We start from the raw sequence: 18,516 nt of genomic DNA, 5'->3' as shown, positions 1-18,516 counted from the left end.
TATCTCCTATTTAATGAATGTCGTAATGGCTTTTTTCAAATTGTCTACAGCTTCCATATCATTATCTTTTACCGCATCGACAATGCAATGGTCAATATGATCGCGGAGAATCACTTTTCCCACACTTACCAGGGCAGAATCGACCGCAGAAATCTGAATTAGAATATCACTGCAATCCCGTCCTTCTTCTACCATGCGCTTAATCGCTTCCAGATGGCCGCTGATCCGGGCCAGCCGATTCATGACAGCCTTTGTCTGCGTATGACTGTGTACGTGACTGTGCCCGGAAGTATCCGTTTCCTGACGGGAAGTTTCTTCCTGAAAATGCGGTTCCGGATACTGTTCATAGGGGATATACTGCTTCTTTTCCGCCTTGATGAAATAGTATGAATCCGTATCCATGGCTATTGATACAGAAAGTCCCGCCGTAATCAGCATCGTTGCCATGATATCTACAGGAGGAAGGACGCAGGACAGCGTTTTTTTCCCCTGATCATGCAGCGCATTGACCCGGTTCCGGGCCATGTCGTGCATGATGATAAGTGCCCCGTCCTGTTTAAGCGCATTGGTCATCTTCTTAATAAAGACTTCTTTATACTGTGCAATGTGTGGATAAAAGTTCAGGCAAACTATCGCATCATATGCATTCTGTGGAAGTTTGTATTTTAAAATATCCTTTTCTGTATATGTAATGCCCGGAACGGATGCAAACTTCTGTCTGGCCTGTTCCAGCATACGATGGGAATAATCCAGTTCTTCCACCCGTCCGGTGTCCGTTACCGCCTGATGCAGATAGGGAAGCAGAATGCCCGTCCCGCTGCCGGCGTCGAGTACCGTATCACCGACCGAAAGCCCTATGAGTTTTACCAGGAATGACAGGATTTCCGGATTTTCCTTGCGGTCCCGGTCCCAGGTCCCGGCATAATTTTCAAAAAAAACATGTTCTTTATCCATTGCTTTCACCACTATTTGAAAGAATTGTCACACGTTGTCATGTCTTATGATACGTTCACCGTCGCCGTGTGTCAATGGAAACAAATCATGTCAATGGGCACAGCGGGCCAATCCTTTTTTGTGTGCTGAAAGGCAGAATAAGGGAGCCGAATCATATTGCATACACGATGAAATATGAACAACCGGACGGATATCTTTTACGCACTGACAATCGGTAAATCCGATATCCTGCAGCCGGTACATATCCCATGCCGGACGACATTCCCTGCTGATAGATAAGGCATCTTTCAGGGATTCGCACTCCCGGATAAGGTCCGAATCGACAGTATGATGAATATTCTTTTCTTCTGATGCAGCCGAGGTAAACTGAACAGGACCATAATCGGAATCAAAATTCAAAAGCAATCCGCCATCGCGCAGTACGCGGTGCCAGTCCTGGTACGCCTTCACTGCATTTGGCAGGTTCCACGTCAGATTACGAGACAATACTACGTCAAACGAAGCCGATGCAAACGGCAGTGCCTGAGCGTCACCTGCCTGAAAATCAACAGATACGTGATGTTCCGCCGCATTCCGCCGGGCCTCTTGTATCATGCCTGTCGAAGAATCAATGGCTGTGACATCATGTCCCAGGCGTGCCATGAGAATAGCCAGGAACCCCGGGCCGGTACCGATATCCAATATCTTCAATCGGCGGCCACGTGGTAAATATTTCATAATATAGGACTGCCAGGCCAGTGCATCCGGGCTGGCCAGTTCTCTGCGTCGCACTGTACTAAAATCCTGACTGCGCTTATTCCAATATTCCTGAATTTGTTTGCTAAGTTCCTCCATCTGTATTTCCCCCTGATGATTTATAGCATACCCGTATATTTACTTAAAAGTATATAAGCAAAACTCTTTTTTGACTATCCCCTCAGGGGGCATATGGAAACACAGAATTCCTGCATGCAGTATAAGAGACTTTTATTGACTGCATCCCCCTACCCGGCTTACCATTTTTCATAAAAATATATTATAATTAATAGCGTTGATTACCGATAGATTCTCCCAGGAAAGAGGTCTCTTTATGAAACGGTATATATGGAAACGGCTGCTGCACCTTATTCTCATACTGATAGGCATTACGTTCATGTCATTCGCCCTGATGCACACCGTTTCGACCGATACAGTCGATATCCTGTATGACCAGAACGGGGGCGCCAACGAAGCTGCAGCGGCTGCCCGCCGTGCCAGTCTGGGCCTGGATCAGGATTTTTTTACCCAGTATGCATCCTGGGTCGTTAACATACTCCATGGCGATATGGGAAATTCCTTCGTTTCCGGCATGCCCGTCTTTACGATGATTATGGACAAGCTGCCTGCTACGATTGAATTGATGGCCATGGCATTGGGGCTGACATTGCTCATATCCCTGCCGCTGGGCATTCTTGCGGCAATCCGCAAAGGCAGTATCTGGGACCAGCTGGTCCGCCTGCTGTCGTTTACCGGAAATTCTCTGCCAGATTTTTTTATCGCTATTATTTTGTTATATATATTCGCCGTAAAGTGGCATGTTTTTTCTTTTCTGGGTACCAGCTCATCCATGCTGCCCATTCTGCCCGCCCTTACCCTTGCTATCGCTATGACGGCCAAATACACGCGCCAGATACGGGCTGTATTCCTCGATGAACTGAGCAAGGAATATGTACAGGCCGCCCTGTCCCGGGGACTATCTTACCAGTTCGTCATCACCCGCTATGTACTGCGTTCCGTACTGGCACCCCTTCTGGCATTGCTCGCCGTATCGGCCGGATCCCTGCTGGGCGGTGCCGCCATCATCGAATCTATCTTCCTTTGGGACGGCATCGGAAAATTGGCTGTAGATGCAATTATGATGCGCGATTATCCCATCATTCAGGCATACGTCATATGGATGTCCCTTATATACGTCGGAGTCAATCTTCTTTCTGATATAGTCTGCCGTTTTCTCGACCCGCGCATTGCTGCCCGGGAAAAGGAGGACTGACTCATGTACCTTACGAAACAACGCCGCTTTTACTTCTTTTTATCCCTGATTCTGGTAATCCTTGCAACCTCTCTTCTGGCAGACTATATGATGCCCTTTGGCCCGTACGACCAGAATCTGACTATGGCACTCAGACCACCCGATGCCATCCATTGGCTCGGGACAGACCGCTATGGCCGGGATATGTTGTCCCGCACCTTAGCGGGAGCCAGGACAACCGTATGTACTGCCCTGGCAGTAGCCCTGACAACATCTTCTTTTGGCGCCTTTATCGGACTGATCTGCGGTTATCATAAAGGAAAGGCAACGACCATACTGCTCCGCCTGACCGACGTATTCCTCGCCTTTCCATCTATGGTCTTTGCCATTGCCGTAGCGGGAATCCTGGGCGGCGGTACGTTCAATGCCGCCGCGGCCATCGCCGCCGTTGCCTGGCCTAAATATACACGTCTCGTACGCAATCAGGTACTGCCGCTACGCCATGAATATTACATCGAAGCGGCCCTCATGAGCGGTTTTTCTCCTTTAAAAATCTTGCTCGTACAGATTCTGCCTGAAATCATAGGTCCCGTATTGATCACCGCCGCTCTTGACATCGGTACGATTATCACGGAAATTGCCGGTCTTTCCTTTCTCGGACTCGGTGCTGCCCCGCCGGCTGCTGAATGGGGATCGATGATGAGCGGTGCGCGTAACCTGCTGCAGACTGCCCCATGGACAATTTTTGTTCCAGGTGCTGCTATATTCATTACCGTGGCCATATTCCAGCTTTTTGCCGATAGTCTGCGCGATCTGGCCGATTCCAAAACGACGAGGTGACATGTATGAACAACAAATTCAAATACCTGATTACGGCCCTTCTGGGAGCAGCCCTGCTCGTATCGGGCTGCGGATCCGATGCAGGCAAAACAGCGAAAGAAGAAGGGAAGATATTTCATTATGGGACCATGGCCTACGGCCCGGCTATGCAGAATGCCAGCACAGATCCTCATGATACCTACTGTGGCTGGAGTACAATCCGCTATGGTGTAGGGGAAACACTGTTTAAATTCGACAATGAAATGAATGTCCAGCCCTGGCTTGCCGAATCATATGAACAAATGGATGATTATACGCTAAAAATCCACTTGCGCGATGATATTACCTTTTCTAACGGAAAAAAAGTAACGGGCGAAGCCGTTAAGGCCTGTCTGGAAGACCTCATCAAACGGAATGACCGGGCTCCCCATGACCTGAAAATCGACCAGATCACCGCTGACGGTCAGACTGTCACCATCCATTCGTCAGAAAAGGTACCTGCCATGATTCATTACCTGGCAGATCCTTATGGTGCTATTATCGATATGGAAGCCGGCATCAAAGATAAAATCGCTGTCGGTACCGGCCCCTATGTGGCAGTCAAAGTGACCGACCAGGGCATAGAACTCAAAAAGAACGAACAATACTGGGGCCAGACAAAGCCAAAATTAGATAAAATCGTCGTCCGCAGCATTACTGATGGCGACTCCTTGTCCATGGCTATGCAAAGTGGAGAACTCGATGCCGTTCAGGGTCTCCCCTATGCCAGCCTGCCTAATTTCCAGGATACAGACAAATATAATATTAGTTCGGCTGCCACGTCCCGTGTATATCAGGCAGCTATGAATCTTAAAACACCGGCACTCCAGGATAACCGCATACGCAAAGCCATCGCTATGGCCTTGGACAAAAACACCTTTGTAAATGTACTGCTGAATGGCAACGGAGTGATCGCAACAGGCGCTTTCCCTGATACGACACCTTATGGAAAGGGACTGAATGGCCCTGGATATGATCCGGAACAAGCCAAAACCTTGCTGAAAGAAGCGGGGTATACAGAAACAGACAGCGATGGTTACGTCATAAAGGACGGCCAGCCTCTGACACTGCGCTGGCTGACTTACACGTCACGCCAGGAACTTCCCCTTCTCGCCGAATACGCCCAGTCGGCCCTGAAAGATATCGGCATCAAACTCGATGTCAACGCCACGGATAATTACAAGGATTTCCTGAAACGCGGGGAATACGATATATATGCCCAGGCAATCGTGACAGCACCTACGGGGGATCCGGAATATTATCTCATGAGTAAAATCTATTCGGGCCAGCCTTATAACAACGGCAACTACAACAATCCCCGGACCGATGCAATGATAGATGAACTTCACAATACCTTTGATGCCGGGCAGCGCATAGAACTGGCACGACAAATCCAGCAGCAGGTACTCGATGACAACGCCGTATGGTACGCCTCATTCCTGAAGATGAATATCGTCATGAAAAAGAACGTAACCGGCTTTTCCGCCCATCCCTGTGATTACTATGAAATCACACCGGAATTAGATATCCAATAGAACCAGGAGCCTCTCACTATGTCAGAACCTCTCCTTGCGTTTCAGCACATTACCATTTGTGCCGAAAACCAGCTATTAGCAAACGATATCTCCTTTACCCTACAGGAAGGAGAAATACTGGTGATTGCCGGTGAAAGCGGCAGTGGCAAATCGACACTACTGCGCACCGCTGCCGGCCTGCCGGCACCCGATACCACGATCACCCGGGGAATCATTACCTGGGACGGCCACCGGCTCCATCACCGGGCATCCTGGAAAGCGCTCTATCCTACAGGAATGAGCGTCGTATTCCAGGATGCCCTGACATCCTTCTGCCCGGTCTGTACGGTGTACCAGCAGCTTTGGGATGCCGCCCGCGCTGCCGGCCTCTGTCATCAGGAATTTGACCGCATCCTCGCCGACCGGGCTTCTGTTCTGTCCCTGCTGCCAGATAGTCTGGCTTCCTATCCGAAGGAACTGTCCGGTGGCATGATCCAGCGGGCTGAACTCTTATTTCCCCTTATCATCCCGCCACGACTGGTCCTGGCTGACGAACCGACTTCAGCCGTAGACAGCATCACCCAGAAAAAAATGGCCGATGCCCTACTCCGTCTGCGCCGTCATCATCGCACAGCCATCATCCTCGTCACCCATGACCTGCGGCTGGCATCCTATCTGGCAGATACACTGCTCATTTTAAAATCGGGCCGGATCCAGGAATACGGGCCGGCGCCTGCCGTGTTGAAACATCCCGGATCTGCATATACCCGGGAACTGTTGTACCATTCCGGACTATGAAAGGATTAACCTATGTTTTTTGAAGTACAGGATCTGACAAAAACCTATACTCATAACGGTCATCATTTTGCTGCCGTAGATCATCTGTCTTTCTCTCTGGCCCCCGGTGAAATTCTCGCTGTGGCCGGTGAAAGCGGCAGCGGAAAAAGTACGCTCTGCCGCATCATCTGTCAGTTTTCCCGGGCCGACAGCGGCCATATTCTCTTTCATGATCAGGACATTACTAATGTGCCAGAAAAAGAAAGGAAACAACTATACCGGCACATACAGATGGTCTTTCAGCATCCGTACCGGTCTTTCCATCCCCGGTTTACACTGGAAAAAAGCATTCTGGCCGGAATTCGCAATTATCACCTTCCGGTTACACCAGAAATGTTCCAGCAATATATGGAAGAAGTACATTTGACGAGAGATATTATCCGGCGCTATCCCCATGAAGTCAGCGGTGGCGAATGTCAGAGAGCAGCCCTGCTCCGCAGCCTTGTCATAGGCCCGGAACTGCTCATCTGTGATGAAGTGACCAGTGCTCTCGATGCCACCATCCGCAATGAAATCGCAGGCCTGATACGCCGCATATGCCAACATCACCGCATAGCCTGCCTGTTCATTACCCATGACCTCTATCTGGCCCGGACCATGGCAGACCGGATTCTCATCATGCATCACGGACGAGCTGTAGAGGAGGGGCCGGCAGAACAACTATTTCATCATCCACAGCAGACCTATACGCAAGAATTACTGTCGTCCCTGTTATGAAGACAACCAAAACAGTGCAGACATGTATGCTTCTATACGTCTCCATCTGGTGACGCGTTGTTTTCCTGCTTTTCCCCCTGCCTGTGCGCTTTTTTCCATTGTTTGATGCGCTGCAGGCGGGCAGAAAATTCTGCTTCCTCTCCCTTTTGTCCCGGCCGGTAGTATTCCCTTCCTGCCAGTGCATCGGGAAGGCACTGCATGTCCGTCAGCTTTTCTTTTGTTTCATGGGCATACTGATATCCCTTCCCATATCCCAGGTCTTTCATAAGCTTCGTTACCCCGTTCCGTATCACCAGCGGCACCGGTTCGGATAATGTCCGCAGTGCATCATGACGAGCCTGGCCATAGGCCGTATACAGCGCATTGGATTTGGGAGCCAGTGACATATATACGACGGCTTCGGTCAGATGAACCGTACATTCCGGCATGCCGATAAAATGGCAGGCCTGGTACGCGGCGACGGCAATGGTCAGCGCCCGTGGGTCTGCCATACCGATATCTTCACTGGCAAAACGTGTGACCCGGCGGGCCACATATAGTGGATCCTCGCCGGCTTCCAGCATGCGGGCCAGCCAGTAAACAGCCGCATCGGGATCGGAATTCCGCATAGACTTATGCAGCGCCGAAATGATATTATAATGCTCTTCCCCATTCTTATCATATAGAAGAGATTTCTGTGACGTACACTGCTCCAGTATATCGGGGCTCACTACCAGCGTACCGTCCTCCTTGCATTCACTGTTCAGGACAACCATTTCCAGTGTCGATAAGGCCGTACGGGCATCCCCGTTGGCAAAGACGGCAATCCGAGTCAATACATCTTCGCTTATAGATACAGATTCTTTCCCCAATCCGCGGGGACTCTGGACAGCCCGCCGGAGGAGCTGTACCAGATCATCCGTTGTCAACGCTTTCAGGACAAATACCTTGCACCGTGAAAGGAGAGCACTGTTGATTTCAAAAGACGGATTTTCTGTCGTAGCACCGATAAGAATAATACTTCCCTTTTCCACAAAGGGAAGAAAGGCATCCTGCTGGGCTTTGTTGAACCGGTGGATTTCATCGACAAAAACGATGGTCCGTTGTCCGTACATCCTGTTTTTCTCCGCTTCTTCCATGACTTTGCGGATTTCCCGTATACCGCTGGTAACGGCGGAAAAATCAATAAATACCGACTTGGTATGGTGAGCTATGATCCGTGCCAGCGTCGTTTTGCCTACACCGGGCGGTCCCCAGAAAATCATAGAAGAAATACAATCTTTTTCAATCAGATTATACAGTACCTTCCCCTTTCCTATGAGGTGCTGCTGACCGACAAATTCATCCAGTGTTTCCGGCCGCATGCGGCTGGCCAGCGGTTGCGGCACATCCTGTGAAAAAAGCGATTCTTCACGCATTTCGTTTCCTCCTCCAACGCAAGATATACGTCTGGAATTTCTGTTAACAATATGGTACGCTTATAGTAGCATTATACCACGTCTATAGCGAATCGTATCTGTATTCCATCCCGAAAAAGAGGTGCATGTCTATGTTAACCCAGCGTCTGCGTACCCTATTACTGGCCGAAGCAAAAAAGCACGAAAGTTTCTATTTCTATGATGAACAGACCCTCGTGGAATCCATTCATCATCTGCAGCAGGCCTTTCCTCATGAACAGATTTTGTATTCCATCAAATGCAATCCCCATCGGGCAATCTTAAAGACCATATTCTCCAGTGACATCGATGCCGATGCTGCCAGTCTGGGAGAAGTGTATGCTGCAAGTGACTGTGGCGTACCATCCGACCACATCTATTACTCTGCCCCAGGCAAGAGCGATTATTGTCTGGAAAAAGCACTAGGCCAGTGTATCCTCATCGCCGACAGTCTGAATGAAATACGCCGTATCAACGCACTGGCCGCCACAAAGAATATGAAAGTCCCCATCGGCGTCCGCATCAACCCCAATTTCTCCTATACTGACAAGAAGGGACACAGCTCAAAATTCGGCATCGATGAAGATGCGTTTTTCTCTGCTCTGCCGGAATTAAAAAAATTATCTCATATCCTCATTATCGGGGTACACACCCACCTGCGCAGCCAGGAGCTGAACTGGAACACACTTTGCAGCTATTATAAAAATGTCTTCTCCCTGGCTTCACTCATTCAGGAAAAACTGGACAGCCCGCTATGCTTCCTCAACCTGGGCAGTGGCATTGGTATCCCCTATTGTCAGGACGAAACAGATTGCGACATAGAATCTCTGGGACAGGAACTGGAAAAACTACGCGTCATTTATGAAGATACGTTTTCACAGGCCCGTATCCTGATTGAAAGCGGCCGCTATCTGGCGGGCCCCTGTGGCTGGTATGTCACCCATATCATCGATACGAAAGAATCTCACGGCAGCCATATCGCCATAGCAGCCAATACATTAAATGGTTTTCTCCGTCCCTGTCTGGAACACCTCGTCACCAGCATCAGTGAAACAGCACCAGCACGGGAACCCTTATTTTACCGCACCGGTTCGACTCCCTTCTACGTGCTGAACGACACGCAGGAAATGGAAAAAGTCACCATCTACGGCAATTTATGCACGGCAGCAGACATCATCGCCTCGGACGTGCTCCTGCCAAAACTATCGCCTGGGGACGTATTAGCTTTCCCTCACGCCGGAGCGTACAGTGCCGTACTCACACCATTCCAGTTTTCCTCACAAGTTCCCCCGGAAATCCTGTTTCTCACAGCATCCAAACCGTAAAGAGGTGTCCTGAATGTTTGAACTTACGGCCCTTACCGGCAAAACCTATTATATCGAAAGCCCCGCTAAAATCGGCGTCTGGTGCCCCGACGGTGCCCACGCCTGGTTTATCGACAGCGGGAATGACAAAGATGCGGGGCGAAAACTGCGTCAAATCTTGGAACAACAGGGCTGGCAGCTGCAGGGAATCCTCAATACCCACTCCAATGCGGACCACATCGGAGGCAATCAATATCTGCAGCGTCAGACGGGATGCCGCGTCTATGCCGGCGGACTGGAAAAGGCATTTACATCGTATCCCATTCTGGAACCATCCTTTTTATATGGCGGCTATCCCATGAAAGATTTGAGACACAAATTTCTCATGGCAAAAGAAAGTCATGTCACCGATTTTTCCGACCCGTCCTTTCCCCAGGATATAGAAATCATTCCCCTGCCCGGCCATTTCTTCCATATGGTTGGATTCCGTACACCCGATAATGTCGTATTTCTCGCAGACTGCCTGAACAGCCGGGCGATTCTCGATAAGTATGCCCTGGGATATATCTACGACGTTCAGGCTTATCTCGATACACTGGACAAAGTAGAAACGATGGAAGCAGACTGGTTTGTACCGGCTCATGCTGAAGCCGTGCAGAATATCCGCCCGCTCGTGCAGTACAACCGGCAGAAGGTGCAGGAAATCGCCGATCTGATTCTCCAACTCTGCCAGGCCCCCCTGAGCTGGGATGACATATTGCAGTCCGTATTTGACTATTATCATCTCACACTCACAGTGGAACAATACGTCCTCATCGGAAATACCATCCGGTCCTACCTTTCCTGGCTCCGCGATACGGACAAAGTGACCATTCTCATCAAAGCAAACCGCCTGCTCTGGCAGGCCGTATAACCAGGAAATCGTGAAAAAAAATATAGCAACAGACAGTGGCATGAAAAGTATGAATTCATGCCACCGTCCGTTTATCGTAAGATATCCAAAAACCGTTACAATATAGGGGACAAGCCATATTGTAACGGTTTTTCATAAAGAGAAAAGGGGTATTGATTTGTATATAATTATTACTTGTACATATCTCGAAGTTTCTGGAAGACTGGCAGAGACCGTTCAACCATCTCTGGCTGTTTACAGTAGGATATGCGAACATATCCCGGGCAATCAAATCCTGTCCCTGGTACGAGGAGCAGATTGATTTTCTTACCATTTTCCATGAGCTGCATATCATCGCCGTCAGGCGCTTTCATGAATAAGTAGAAAGCACCGCTAGGATATACGCAGTCAAATCCCATTTCACTGAGATTATTGTACAGTGTCTTACGGTTCTGGTCATAGACGCTGAAATCGGAAGTCATACCCATACATTTCAGGATGACATGCTGATAGAGATTGGGCATGTTGACAAACCCCAAGGCACGACCGGCGCCAATGACGGCCGTATAAACATCTTTTCCATCTTCTACGCCTCCCGGCACCAGGATATAGCCGGCACGGTTGCCCGGAAGCGATAAGGATTTGCTGTACGAATAGAGGATAATGGAATCCTTATAGAACTTCGGTACATACAGAATGGGAATATTATCATAGACGATTTCCCGGTACGGTTCATCGGAAATCAGATAAATGGGATGTCCCAGTTCCTGTGATTTTTCCCGCAGAAGATCTCCTAATTTCGTCAGCGTTTCTGCTGAGTATACCATCCCTGACGGGTTATTCGGCGAATTAATCAGGACAGCTTTCGTCCGCGGGGTAATCGCCGCTTCCAGCTTTTCAATATCGAGCTGGAAGTGTTTTGTGTCCGGTGGCACAATGACGACTTTACCACCCGGTACAGTGACGAAGGTTTTATATTCCGGGTAATAGGGAGCGATGATGATGACTTCATCCCCATCCTGTTCTATGAGTGCCTTCATGATAATAGACAACGAAGCACTGGCACCACAGGTAAGATAGAAGTTATCTGCCTTAAGCTCCGCCCCATAAGTCTTATTCATATAGTCGGCTAGTCCCTGACGGACTTCCGAAAGACCCATAGCCGGAGTATAGCTGTTGATTTCCATAGGGGAATACTTCGTTGCCAGTTCGACAATGGCATCGGATACAGCCTGCGGTGGTGGCACCGACGGATTGCCGATACTGTAATCAAACACATTTTCTTCCCCAACTGTTTCAGCCTGCTGCAGGCCGAACATGTAGAGCGTACGGATCAGGTTGGCTTTAGCTCCCAATTCATACATTTTCGTTGCTACCATATCTATCCCTCCCTGATATCAGTTCAGTCCATTATAAACACAGAATTTGTGCATAAGAGTGAGAAATACGCTTCGTTGCAGCCAGTGTACATTGTAAAATATGTTGCACAATATCTGGAGTAATCCGGGCCTTGGGCACACTGACACTGACTGCAGCCGCTACCTTGCCGGGGTAGGCAAAAACAGGTGCCGCCACACAATATAACCCAAGGCTGAATTCCTCATCATCCAGGTAATATCCCTGTCTGCGGGTCTGGAGGACCGTATTGTAGAGATGCTCGAAGTCCGGCTGTGCCCGGTCCGTACCCGCCGTGAAGGTTTCCGGCAGAAGTTCCCGGATATCTTCCCGCGGCAGATATGACAACAGACACCGCCCCAGTCCCGTACAATACAGAGGATATCGTTTCCCTAAGATGAAATTGGGCCGCAGCAGCTGGTCTGTATCGACTTTGGCGATATATTCCAGCTCACCGCCCATCCGGATTCCCAGATTGACAGTTTCATGTGTTTCTTTCTGAAGACGAGTCAGTTCTTTTTTCGCAGCGTCCAGCCACTGTGGTGCATACCGTGCCGATGACAATGAGCGAAGAATACGCAGAGAGAGGCGGTATTTTTTATTGTTGGGATTTTGAAAAATGACTCCGATAAATTCCAGTGTATTGACCAGGCGCTGAATCGTACTTTCCGGCTGTCCGGTCAACTGACTGAAATCACCGATGCCGTACTCATCTGTATCACCATGATAGCAGTCCAGCAGGGCCATTCCTTTGATTAATGAGCTGTTATAGGCCATAGGGACCTCCCACCTTCAGGTAAAATGCAATTCTGTCATACAGACTGACTATATATTACGAGAGTCAGTCTTCTACTTTCACACCGGCAATCTTGAGAGCCGCTTTCTTTTTTGCTTCCAGATTTGCCAGTTTGGAATACATAACTTCCTGAGCCTGAGGGCTGCCCGCGCCATGCATGCTTTCTGCCAATGCCGTGCCACCTGTCATGACTTCGATTAGACGGGCTACCCGCATGCGGTCTGCCGTCGATACGCCATCAACGCCTTTGAAGTATTTTTCTACGTATTTACCGACTTCCGGGCTTTCCAGGTCTGCCTGGCTCGGAAGCGTCGCGATGAAACCACCGGCAATATCATGTGCCAGTCGATCGATTTCATAGATATACCGGGTAACATTGTGTTTCCCGACATTAGCTAAAAGCATATTGACAAAGTACTGACCGCTTGGCAGCTGTACCCCTTCGGCTGAGCAGGCGATGGAGCACGCATACAGCGTTTCTGTCAGGTGGATCATTTCATTAATCTTCGATTTGATATGGTTGGCCTTGGCATAGCCGTTCATGTCGGCAATAGCTGCCGCTGCACCGATGACGATATCCGATACGCCACCTTTGCATCCGCCGTAGTTCTGGCGGTGGTAGCTGGCAAATCGCGTCACCAGCATGCCGGCAAAATCCGTTTCGCCGCACATGAAGACCCGTTCCCACGGTACAAAAACATTATTCAGGACCGTCAGGCATTCTCCACCAACTACGCCATACTTAGCATTGCCCTGATCAATATCTCCTTCCAATTTTCTATCATCATTGCTCTGACGACCAAAAATGTGAATTACCCCCGGCGCATCAACCGGCAGAGCACAGCAGACAGCATAGTCTTTGTCTTCCGGTTTCAGGCTCATGGTCGGCATAATCAACATTTCATGGCTGTTGACCATCCCTGTCATATGGGCCTTGGCACCGCGGATGATGATACCCTTGTCATTCTTTTCTACGACGTGGACGAACAGATCCGGGTCACTCTGCTGACTCGGCCGTTTGCTGCGGTCGCCCTTCGGGTCGGTCATGGCACCGGCTAACATGAAGTCCGTATTCTGTATGTATTCAAGAAATTTCTTGAAGCGTTCATGATAGTGAGTACCATATTTCTGGTCCATTTCAAAGGTCGTACCATATGTGGCATTCATGGCATCGAAGCCGACGCAACGTTGATAGCACGTCCCGGTTTTCAAGGAAATCATCCGTAACATTTTAACCTTCTTAATCAAATCATCGACGCTCTGATGAATATGTGTAAAACGATTAATCTTTTTCCCCGTTAAATGAGAAGTCGCTGTCATTAGTTCTTCACATGTAGGATCAAAAGCTAAATCATAAGTTAGTGCTGCAGAATTAACGTGACCACGAAGATATGGATTATTAGGAATTTCTTTTGCTGGAATTTGTTTTCCTTTAAAATAAACAATAATATTTCTTTTACGCAAACTATCTTTATATTCCTGCCCAGTCATCATAATTGTTCAACCTCCCATTTACATTAAAATATTTTTCGGGTCCTGCTACGGACACACGAGCAGGACCCATATTTCCCTATTGCAATAAAAACAACCTGATTCATCATTATTTGCAGTTCCAGTGCTTGCGCATCTGTGCCCATTTGGCATCGCGGATCTTGCAGATTTCTTCAATGTCCTTATCTTTCAGGTGGGCAAACCGTCCCTGTTTTTTCAAATATTCTCTGACATCACTGAATGCTTTCGGGTTGCGGTTCAGCGTATATTCATGATTTTCGTATTCTGCCAGATACCAGAGACCGCTGTCTACGGCTTTTTTCGCAATATCTACAGTCAGTTCAGAGGCACATCCCCAGCCAGTAGGACAGGGAGCGAAAATATGAATATAAGAAGGTCCGTCGATTGCTTTGGCTTTAGCGACTTTATTAAGCAGATCTTCCGGATATCCCAGACTTGCCGTAGCCGCATAGGGAATATCGTGAGCGGCAACGATTTCAAAGACATTCTTCTTCGGCTTCGTGTTGCCCGGCAGACGGTCACCGGCCGGAGAGGTCGTTGTCTTGGCACCATACGGCGTAAGACCCGATGTCTGGACGCCCGTATTCATGTAGGCTTCGTTATCGTAGCAGATGTACATGATCCGGTCGCCCCGGTCAATAGCACCGGAAAGAGACTGAAGGCCGATATCGGCGGTACCGCCATCACCGGCAAAACCGACGACGGTATAATCCGTAAGGCCAAGAGCTTTAGCCCCAGCTTCAATTCCAGCTTCCATCGCAGCAGTTCCAGCAAATGGTGTAATAGTACCACTGCATCCAAAGGTCATGCTCGGATAAATGAAGGCAACTGTAGACATGCAGTTTGGCGGCACCACTACAAAAGTACGTTTTCCGAGTACTTTCATAACCAACCGGATTGATAATGCTGCACCGCAGCCGCCACAGGCCTTATGCCCGTAGAATAATTCTTCATTTGTTATATTCTGTGCATTCAAGCCCATCTTATTCACACCCCAATTTCACAAATTCAACGGTCGGAGACTGCGGCGTTCCGGCAGCCTGACACAATAACTTAGCAAAGCAGTTTTCGATGTCGCTCTTTAAGATAGAGCGACCGCCCAACCCGGCAATAAAGCTGAAGGTTGCCGGTTTATCAGCAGCACGCATAAGCGCAGAGTTGACGTTCGTGTAAACAACACCTTCAAAACCATGGTCCACATCTTTTTCCAGCACACCGACAGCTTTGACACCTTTGAGTGCATCAACGATTTCCTGAACGGGGAACGGACGCATGCAGCGGATACGGAGCAGGCCGACTTTCTTTCCTTCTTCACGCATCTTATCGACAACACAGCGGGTCGTCCCGGCAACGCTGCCGAGGGTAACAATGACAGCGTCAGCATCGTCCGTCTTATAAGTTTCAATCATACCGCCATAGGTGCGGCCAAAGAGTTTTCCATATTCTTTATCGGCAGCTTCTAATTTTTCACCGGCTTTGATTGTTGCCAGGTGCTGCTGATAATGGAGTTCCATATTATAATCCGGACCAGCTGTAACGCAGTTGCTCATGGGATGTTCCAGATCCATTCTGTTGGCATACTTCTGATACGGAATGAAGGCATCTACCTTATCCTGTTCTGGAATTTCTACGACTTCATAAGTATGTGTCAGGACAAATCCATCGAGGCAGACCATGACAGGCAACATGACTTCCGGATCTTCGGCAATTTTGTAAGCCTGAATCGTCAGATCCAGTGCTTCCTGGGCATCTTCGGCATAAAGCTGTATCCATCCGGCTTCGAGCTGGGACAGGGAATCGCGCTGGTCACCATAAATATTCCAGGGAAGAGCAAGTGACCGGTTGGCATCCATCATGACGATAGGAAGGCGTCCACCGCTGGCGTAATAAAGGCCTTCAGCCATATACAGGAGACCCTGGGAAGAAGTAGCCGTAAAGGTACGGGCTCCGACAGAAGCAGCACCGATAGAAGCCGTAATAGCACTGTGTTCCGATTCGACGTGGAGGTACTGGGCATCGAGGCTGCCATCTTCTACATAGTCGGAAAGACGTTCAACAACAATGGTCTGCGGCGTAATCGGATACGCTGCAATAACTTGTGGTCTGGCCAGTTTTGCGCCGAGAGCGACCGCTTCATCGCCGCAGATAAACATTTTTTCACTCATGCTTCTGTCTCCTTTACTAATGTAATGGCGCCGACTTTGCATTCATGGGCGCAAACACCACAGCCTTTGCAGTAATTGAGATCAATCTGCAACTGATCTTCCGATTTATCAATCGTGCCTTCCGGACAGACGAGGAAGCAGCGAAGGCAATGAACGCATTTGTCATGGTCGATAACCGGACGGAATGTACGCATACCGGCATTGATACCGACGATATGGGCTGATGGACAGCACGGGCCGAGAGGATAATCAGCCAGTTTTTTAGGCGGTACAAACTCTACAGGCAACGGTTTATTCATGTTATTTATCCCCCTTTACAGCATTATAGGCGGCAACGAACAATTTTTTATTCTTTTCGCAGATCCGCGGTGCCAGCTGGTCATCAATAGCAGCCAGGACCGAATCTACGCTGACATTGTCCGATGCGGCAGCCAGTGCAGCCAGCATGGGAACGTTTGTGATAGGCCGGCCCAGGATATCCAGGGCCAATGCTGTCGCATCAATAGTGATGACCTGATAATCGCCAACTTTCGGAAATGCCGATGCTTCTTTTGTCGTATTGATAACAAGAACACCTCCGTCTTTCAGACCTTTGGTTACATTTTCACCATATAGCGTATCATCGAGGACGACGACATAATCACATGTTTCAACTTCGCTGCGGTCTGTAATTTTTTTGTCATCGATACGCGTAAAGGCAAGGACAGGTGCTCCCCGGCGTTCCGGCCCAAATGATGGGAATGCCTGCACGTATTTGTGTTCATGAATCGCAACTGCCTGACCCAGGAGACGTGCTGCTGTAAAAGCGCCCTGGCCGCCACGGCCATGCCAACGTACTTCAATCATGACTAATCAACCTCCGTCAAAATAAATATCAAAACGATATCATGCATATTTTAAGGACAGATACAGGTGGATAATAACTTCCAGTTCCACCTGTATTCCTCATTATATAAATTAATTTCTACTAATCTTTTTCATCCTCTGCATAGCGACGTCCAACTTTCATTCGATCACCAGCAACAGCTTGAACAAACCAAACATTGTTCGGCGGACAGCCTTTACACGGTGTACCCATATCCCAAAGATGACGAGTGCAGACGCCCATGAGGATAAGGTCTTCTTTTTTGATGCCAGCTGGAATCCGTTCTTTCGGTACCGGTCCGAGAACGATGGTTTTTCCTTCGAGAAGATGTTCGATGTGCTGGGCTTTCATATCCATGATAGCACTGATCATCGTCGTCTTGCAGCCCGTGCAGGCTTTATCATCTTCTATTTTCGTAAAGGGCGGTACCCCTTCAATTTCCACTTCACTGGCCCGTTTGAAACGTTTGCTTACATCGGCCAGTTTTTCCCCAACAATGTCAATCTTGTCGAGATCCATCTCTCCGAGTCCCCGTTCGTGAGCCATTCTGGTTACTTTAACCTCTTCTGGTTCGTATCCCATGACAGCACTAGTTACAGCATCACAGGCTACGCAATCTTTAGAAGCAATAATAAGGTCCATCTGTACCGGCTCCCCGAAAATGGGACCAAGGCCCTGCTGTCCTACAATCCCATCAACAACGGTAAGCACGCGGGGAACACATTGGTTGATATCCACGACGCCGCCGAAAACACCTTTTTTATGAAATTCTTTCTTTTCCGTATCCTGGATCAGACCTTTGAGATTCTTGATGCCCAAGGTGACTTCTGTCTGATCGTGGGTTTTCATGACCGGAACACTGATGATAGCATCGGCATCAACAACAGGCTGCCAGGTATCAAGTTCCTGTACAATTTCTCCCTGTGGGAACGGAATGACTGCTTTCTTTTCTTTTTTGAGGTCTAGTACGGTATATCCCTGTTCACGAAGTTTGGTATATTCTGCAAATTCAATGACTTTTTCTGTATCGACACCGGCTGCAGACGATTCGGCAATGAACGGTTCTGCTCCGGCTTCCTTACAAATATCGTAGATGGCTTTACAGACTTCATAGCGGGTTACAGCACCAGAGAAACGGTCAGATCCGGGAGCTACGAGGTTCGGATTAATAAGGACTTTATATCCCGGTTTGATAATATCGCTGATGCCTCCAATTGCATCCAGTGCTTTGCGGACAGCTGCCAGTACAGCTGTTTCATCATGACCTTGTGTTTTGATAATAGATACTGTGCTCATAATTTTCGC

18 protein-coding genes are annotated in these 18,516 nt (G+C 48.8%); 7 read left to right on the top strand and 11 right to left on the bottom strand.

Annotated elements, in window-relative coordinates:
• Positions 1–6: 6 nt before the first annotated feature.
• Positions 7–954: a metal-sensing transcriptional repressor gene (locus ACGTIC_RS02715; protein WP_113855317.1), complete on the bottom strand. Its 948-nt coding sequence runs from the start codon at positions 952–954 to the stop codon at positions 7–9.
• A gap of 90 nt (positions 955–1,044) precedes the next feature.
• The gene (locus tag ACGTIC_RS02710; protein WP_059077083.1) at positions 1,045–1,788 is read right to left on the bottom strand and encodes a class I SAM-dependent methyltransferase; all 744 of its coding nucleotides are present in this window, start codon (positions 1,786–1,788) and stop codon (positions 1,045–1,047) included.
• A 235-nt stretch (positions 1,789–2,023) separates the two neighbouring features.
• Between ACGTIC_RS02710 and ACGTIC_RS02705 the strand changes: the two genes are divergently transcribed.
• Genes ACGTIC_RS02705 through ACGTIC_RS02685 form a run of 5 tightly spaced genes read left to right on the top strand, consistent with a single transcriptional unit; the run spans position 2,024 to position 6,867 of the window.
• A complete protein-coding gene (locus ACGTIC_RS02705; RefSeq protein ID WP_059077084.1) occupies positions 2,024–2,962 on the top strand; it encodes an ABC transporter permease in 939 nt (312 codons plus the stop codon).
• 3 nt (positions 2,963–2,965) lie between these two features.
• Complete coding sequence (locus tag ACGTIC_RS02700) at positions 2,966–3,781, top strand: ABC transporter permease (protein WP_059077085.1); 816 nt, start codon at positions 2,966–2,968, stop codon at positions 3,779–3,781.
• A gap of 5 nt (positions 3,782–3,786) precedes the next feature.
• Positions 3,787–5,334, top strand: coding sequence for an ABC transporter substrate-binding protein (locus tag ACGTIC_RS02695; protein ID WP_113855316.1), 1,548 nt, complete (start codon positions 3,787–3,789; stop codon positions 5,332–5,334).
• Between the two features lie 18 nt (positions 5,335–5,352).
• Positions 5,353–6,111: an ABC transporter ATP-binding protein gene (locus tag ACGTIC_RS02690; RefSeq protein ID WP_113855315.1), complete on the top strand. Its 759-nt coding sequence runs from the start codon at positions 5,353–5,355 to the stop codon at positions 6,109–6,111.
• A gap of 12 nt (positions 6,112–6,123) precedes the next feature.
• Positions 6,124–6,867: an ABC transporter ATP-binding protein gene (locus tag ACGTIC_RS02685; RefSeq protein ID WP_059077088.1), complete on the top strand. Its 744-nt coding sequence runs from the start codon at positions 6,124–6,126 to the stop codon at positions 6,865–6,867.
• Positions 6,868–6,899: 32 nt separating this feature from the next.
• Here ACGTIC_RS02685 and ACGTIC_RS02680 read toward each other — a convergent pair whose 3' ends face one another.
• Positions 6,900–8,264 carry a replication-associated recombination protein A gene (locus ACGTIC_RS02680; RefSeq protein ID WP_113855314.1) on the bottom strand — a complete coding sequence of 455 codons (1,365 nt, stop codon included), beginning with the start codon at positions 8,262–8,264 and terminating at the stop codon, positions 6,900–6,902.
• A gap of 131 nt (positions 8,265–8,395) precedes the next feature.
• Here ACGTIC_RS02680 and ACGTIC_RS02675 point away from each other — a divergent pair, with 131 nt between their 5' ends.
• Positions 8,396–9,607: a diaminopimelate decarboxylase gene (locus ACGTIC_RS02675; RefSeq protein WP_162816207.1), complete on the top strand. Its 1,212-nt coding sequence runs from the start codon at positions 8,396–8,398 to the stop codon at positions 9,605–9,607.
• 13 nt (positions 9,608–9,620) lie between these two features.
• The gene (locus ACGTIC_RS02670; RefSeq protein WP_113855312.1) at positions 9,621–10,499 is read left to right on the top strand and encodes an MBL fold metallo-hydrolase; all 879 of its coding nucleotides are present in this window, start codon (positions 9,621–9,623) and stop codon (positions 10,497–10,499) included.
• Positions 10,500–10,669: 170 nt separating this feature from the next.
• On the opposite strand, the gene ACGTIC_RS02665 is transcribed toward ACGTIC_RS02670, so the two are convergent.
• From ACGTIC_RS02665 to ACGTIC_RS02630, 8 genes are all read right to left on the bottom strand, one after another.
• Positions 10,670–11,857: a pyridoxal phosphate-dependent aminotransferase gene (locus ACGTIC_RS02665; protein WP_113855311.1), complete on the bottom strand. Its 1,188-nt coding sequence runs from the start codon at positions 11,855–11,857 to the stop codon at positions 10,670–10,672.
• 31 nt (positions 11,858–11,888) lie between these two features.
• Complete coding sequence (locus ACGTIC_RS02660) at positions 11,889–12,650, bottom strand: IclR family transcriptional regulator (protein ID WP_113855310.1); 762 nt, start codon at positions 12,648–12,650, stop codon at positions 11,889–11,891.
• A 64-nt stretch (positions 12,651–12,714) separates the two neighbouring features.
• On the bottom strand, positions 12,715–14,160 hold the full coding sequence (locus ACGTIC_RS02655) for a 4-hydroxyphenylacetate 3-hydroxylase N-terminal domain-containing protein (protein ID WP_307788817.1): 1,446 nt from the start codon (positions 14,158–14,160) through the stop codon (positions 12,715–12,717).
• Positions 14,161–14,269: 109 nt separating this feature from the next.
• Positions 14,270–15,163, bottom strand: a complete 894-nt coding sequence (locus tag ACGTIC_RS02650) for a thiamine pyrophosphate-dependent enzyme (RefSeq protein ID WP_113855308.1) — start codon at positions 15,161–15,163, stop codon at positions 14,270–14,272.
• 1 nt (position 15,164) lies between these two features.
• The gene (porA, locus tag ACGTIC_RS02645; protein WP_113855307.1) at positions 15,165–16,346 is read right to left on the bottom strand and encodes a pyruvate ferredoxin oxidoreductase; all 1,182 of its coding nucleotides are present in this window, start codon (positions 16,344–16,346) and stop codon (positions 15,165–15,167) included.
• On the bottom strand, positions 16,343–16,645 hold the full coding sequence (locus ACGTIC_RS02640) for a 4Fe-4S binding protein (protein ID WP_113855306.1): 303 nt from the start codon (positions 16,643–16,645) through the stop codon (positions 16,343–16,345). Before ACGTIC_RS02640 ends, porA begins: the two co-directional genes overlap by 4 nt.
• A 1-nt stretch (position 16,646) precedes the next feature.
• Entirely contained in the window at positions 16,647–17,192 is a 546-nt protein-coding gene (locus ACGTIC_RS02635; RefSeq protein WP_113855305.1) for a 2-oxoacid:acceptor oxidoreductase family protein, read from the bottom strand.
• 121 nt (positions 17,193–17,313) lie between these two features.
• Positions 17,314–18,507 carry a DUF362 domain-containing protein gene (locus tag ACGTIC_RS02630; RefSeq protein WP_113855304.1) on the bottom strand — a complete coding sequence of 398 codons (1,194 nt, stop codon included), beginning with the start codon at positions 18,505–18,507 and terminating at the stop codon, positions 17,314–17,316.
• Between the last annotated feature and the right edge of the window lie 9 nt (positions 18,508–18,516).

The sequence above is a fragment of the Megasphaera hexanoica genome, assembly GCF_043520715.1.
Lineage (GTDB): Bacteria > Bacillota > Negativicutes > Veillonellales > Megasphaeraceae > Megasphaera > Megasphaera hexanoica.
The sequence above is the reverse complement of the archived record's forward strand: the minus strand, read 5'-3'. Positions and strand labels throughout refer to the sequence as shown.

What these genes read in the sequence shown, in the direction of transcription:
- ACGTIC_RS02715 (WP_113855317.1), bottom strand. Translation starts at nt 954, where the DNA reads ATGGATAAAGAACATGTTTTTTTTGAAAATTATGCCGGGACCTGGGAC.
- ACGTIC_RS02710 (WP_059077083.1), bottom strand. Translation starts at nt 1,788, where the DNA reads ATGGAGGAACTTAGCAAACAAATTCAGGAATATTGGAATAAGCGCAGT.
- ACGTIC_RS02705 (WP_059077084.1), top strand. Translation starts at nt 2,024, where the DNA reads ATGAAACGGTATATATGGAAACGGCTGCTGCACCTTATTCTCATACTG.
- ACGTIC_RS02700 (WP_059077085.1), top strand. Translation starts at nt 2,966, where the DNA reads ATGTACCTTACGAAACAACGCCGCTTTTACTTCTTTTTATCCCTGATT.
- ACGTIC_RS02695 (WP_113855316.1), top strand. Translation starts at nt 3,787, where the DNA reads ATGAACAACAAATTCAAATACCTGATTACGGCCCTTCTGGGAGCAGCC.
- ACGTIC_RS02690 (WP_113855315.1), top strand. Translation starts at nt 5,353, where the DNA reads ATGTCAGAACCTCTCCTTGCGTTTCAGCACATTACCATTTGTGCCGAA.
- ACGTIC_RS02685 (WP_059077088.1), top strand. Translation starts at nt 6,124, where the DNA reads ATGTTTTTTGAAGTACAGGATCTGACAAAAACCTATACTCATAACGGT.
- ACGTIC_RS02680 (WP_113855314.1), bottom strand. Translation starts at nt 8,264, where the DNA reads ATGCGTGAAGAATCGCTTTTTTCACAGGATGTGCCGCAACCGCTGGCC.
- ACGTIC_RS02675 (WP_162816207.1), top strand. Translation starts at nt 8,396, where the DNA reads ATGTTAACCCAGCGTCTGCGTACCCTATTACTGGCCGAAGCAAAAAAG.
- ACGTIC_RS02670 (WP_113855312.1), top strand. Translation starts at nt 9,621, where the DNA reads ATGTTTGAACTTACGGCCCTTACCGGCAAAACCTATTATATCGAAAGC.
- ACGTIC_RS02665 (WP_113855311.1), bottom strand. Translation starts at nt 11,857, where the DNA reads ATGGTAGCAACGAAAATGTATGAATTGGGAGCTAAAGCCAACCTGATC.
- ACGTIC_RS02660 (WP_113855310.1), bottom strand. Translation starts at nt 12,650, where the DNA reads ATGGCCTATAACAGCTCATTAATCAAAGGAATGGCCCTGCTGGACTGC.
- ACGTIC_RS02655 (WP_307788817.1), bottom strand. Translation starts at nt 14,160, where the DNA reads ATGACTGGGCAGGAATATAAAGATAGTTTGCGTAAAAGAAATATTATT.
- ACGTIC_RS02650 (WP_113855308.1), bottom strand. Translation starts at nt 15,163, where the DNA reads ATGGGCTTGAATGCACAGAATATAACAAATGAAGAATTATTCTACGGG.
- porA (WP_113855307.1), bottom strand. Translation starts at nt 16,346, where the DNA reads ATGAGTGAAAAAATGTTTATCTGCGGCGATGAAGCGGTCGCTCTCGGC.
- ACGTIC_RS02640 (WP_113855306.1), bottom strand. Translation starts at nt 16,645, where the DNA reads ATGAATAAACCGTTGCCTGTAGAGTTTGTACCGCCTAAAAAACTGGCT.
- ACGTIC_RS02635 (WP_113855305.1), bottom strand. Translation starts at nt 17,192, where the DNA reads ATGATTGAAGTACGTTGGCATGGCCGTGGCGGCCAGGGCGCTTTTACA.
- ACGTIC_RS02630 (WP_113855304.1), bottom strand. Translation starts at nt 18,507, where the DNA reads ATGAGCACAGTATCTATTATCAAAACACAAGGTCATGATGAAACAGCT.